General features: G+C 74.3%; 2 protein-coding genes and 1 pseudogene. All 3 read right to left on the bottom strand.

What is annotated here, in order from left to right; all coding sequences use genetic code 11:
- A pseudogene (locus tag ACFXA3_RS40800) lies at positions 1-355 on the bottom strand (hypothetical protein); the annotation flags it as partial.
- Positions 356-681: 326 nt separating this feature from the next.
- Complete coding sequence (locus ACFXA3_RS40795; RefSeq protein ID WP_385196245.1) at positions 682-2,007, bottom strand: glycoside hydrolase family 18 protein; 1,326 nt, start codon at positions 2,005-2,007, stop codon at positions 682-684.
- A 101-nt stretch (positions 2,008-2,108) separates the two neighbouring features.
- The coding region (locus ACFXA3_RS40790) for a hypothetical protein (protein ID WP_385196242.1) at positions 2,109-2,539 on the bottom strand (431 nt) is incomplete at its 5' end.

The following is a 2,539-nucleotide window of genomic DNA, read 5'->3' as shown; positions in this document are numbered from 1 at the left end:
GCGGCAGGCACACCGCGGGCAGCAGCGTCTCGAAGTCGGCGAACATCCCGGCCATGACACCGTCGTCGCCGTACATCCACTGCGCCGTCGCCCCCAGCCCGCGGTCGCCGAACGCGGGCTCCCGGGCGTCCTCGTACCAGCCGGCATCGGCGAGCCAGGAGCCGTCGAAGGCCAGCCAGCGGCGCAGGCTCGGCGGCAGGGGCCTGCCGCCGGGCAGCCTCAGCCGGTCGATCACCTCCGGTGCGAGCGGCACCGGTTCGGACAGGTCCGGCGCGTCCGACGTGGGCCACCCCTGCCGTCCGACCCGGTCGATCACCCGGTCGATCAGCGCGGCCCCGTGCATGTCCTCGTTCACGCGGTGCAGAGTGCCACACGGCACCGACAGAGCAGGGTCCGGGCGGCTTCCACCGCGGTCCGCCCCACGGCCGGGAGGCCCGCCCGGGTCCACGGGCCGGTGGCCGCCCGGAGGCCCCGTACGCCGTCCAGGCCGGTCGGCAGCTCCCGGGCGGGCGCGACCGAGGTCACCGCGTGCCGGGCCCAGCGCGTGGTGAGCCCGTTGACGGCCCGTATCGTCGCGATCTTGATGGCGGGGGGGGCGTGGTGGGACGCCGCCGGGCCGGTCGACGTCCGCGGCCCGGCGGCGCCGGTCTCATGGCCGGTCGGCGGCCCGCCGGCCGGAGGTCACCGGCCGGCCAGACCCCGGTCGACGGCCGTCATCAGCTCACCGTCGGCGGTGTCCGCGTCCAGCGACCAGAACATCGCGCCGCCCAGGCCGTTCGCGCGGATGTACTCCGCCTTGGTCCGCAGCACCCGGGGGTCGTCGTACGTCCACAACGTGCTGCCGTCGAACAGCCAGGCGTGGCCGTTCCGGCGGTCGCGGTAGACCCGGTACGCACCCGAATCGGCGAGCTTCTTCAGTGCCTTGTAGTCCTCGTACCCGGCCGCCCAGGTCGCCGGGGCCGGGCCGGCCGCCGGCTGCCCCATGCCGTCCCCGCCGCCGCTGACGCCGGTCCAGCCCTGCCCGTAGAACGGCATCCCCATCACCAGCTTGTGCGCGGGCGCCCCGCGGCGGCGCCAGGCCTCTACCGTGCCGTCCACGCTGAAGTCGCCGCGGGAGTACAGCGCGGACTGCTGCGCCGTGGTCGGCTCGCCGGAGACGTGGAAGTCGTAGCCCTGGAGGGTGACGAAGTCGAGGTCGCGCATGATGCGGCGGACGTCGAAGCCCGCGTCGATCTTCGCGGGGGCGGTCGGGACGAACGCCGTCAGCTCGTACTTCTCCTTCCGTTTCCGGCTGCGCGCGTACGCGTCGAGCTGGGTGCGGAACTCCTTCACCAGCTCGGCGAAGTTCCGCTTGTCCTCGGGCCGGTACGTGGTGTCCGTGTCACCGGCCGAGCCGGGCCACTCCCAGTCGAGGTCGATCCCGTCGAAGACGCCGGCTGCCGCGCCCGCGCCGCCGCGGGCGCCGTCCTGCGGCAGGTTGCCCTTGATGTAGAGGTCGATGCAGGACTGGACGAGCGCCTTGCGGGAGGCGGGGGTGAGCGCGGCGTCCGAGAAGTGCGTGGACCAGCTCCAACCGCCCAGCGAGAGGAGGACCTTGAGGCCCGGGTGCCTGGCCTTGAGCTCGCGCAGCTGGTTGAAGTTCCCGGCGAGCGGCTGCTCGGCGGTGTCGGCGACCCCGTCGACGGAGTGCGCGGCGTCGAGCGGGCGCGCGTAGTCGGCCCAGGCGTCGGCCTCGCCCGGCACGCTGCCGGTGAAGCACCTGCCCTCGGCGCTGATGTTGCCGAAGGCGTAGTTGATGTGGGTGAGCCTGCCGGCAGTGCCGCTCGTCTCCAGGTCCCGGACCTGGAAGTCCCTTCCGTAGACGCCCCATTGGGTGAAGTACCCGACGCGCTTGTAGGAGCGGTCGTGTCCGCCGTCGGCCTGCGCGGCGGCGGCCGGGGCGAGGGCGGTCAGCAGGGAGAGGGAACAGGCGGCGACGGCCAGCCTGCCGGGCATGCTGCGGCGCATGGGCTTCCTTCGGGGAGGCGGGAGCGGTGCGGGACGCGTGCGCGGTGCATGCCGGAAACTATTGGTCTGGACCACGGTGGTCAAGGGGGCGGGCGGCGGCCTTACGGGAGGCTCCAGTGCCCGACGTCGTCGGCGAGGCCGGTGTTCAGCGCGAACTGGACCGCGGCGAGGGCGGCGCCGTTCGGCAGGCGGAACGTGACGAAGCCGAGCGCCGAGCCGCCGGGGGCGAGGGTGACGGTGTCGGGGAAGACGGGGCCGGCGCCGGTCGGGGTGTTGGAGCCGGTGAACCGCCGCCCGTCGGCGTCCAGCAGGTGCGAGGCCTTCGCGGGGGAGTCCCGGTACGGGGCGGTCCCGGTGTTCTCCAGCCGGAACTGTACGGCCACCAGGCGGCCGGGGGCGAAGGCGGCGGGCTCGGGTGAGGGGCCGGGATCCGCGGGGTCGACGACCCGGGCGAGGGTGACGTCGAGGTGCTGGCCGGGCTCGTTGCCGGAGAGCGCGATCGTCTCGCCGGAGCCGCCCGGACCGCCCAGCA

Origin of the sequence: Streptomyces sp. NPDC059456 (genome assembly GCF_042750055.1) — a bacterium.
GTDB lineage: Bacteria > Actinomycetota > Actinomycetes > Streptomycetales > Streptomycetaceae > Streptomyces.
The sequence above is the reverse complement of the archived record's forward strand: the minus strand, read 5'-3'. Positions and strand labels throughout refer to the sequence as shown.

Coding starts and splice junctions, on each gene's coding strand:
- ACFXA3_RS40795 (WP_385196245.1), bottom strand. CDS start 2,007: ATGCGCCGCAGCATGCCCGGCAGGCTGGCCGTCGCCGCCTGTTCCCTC.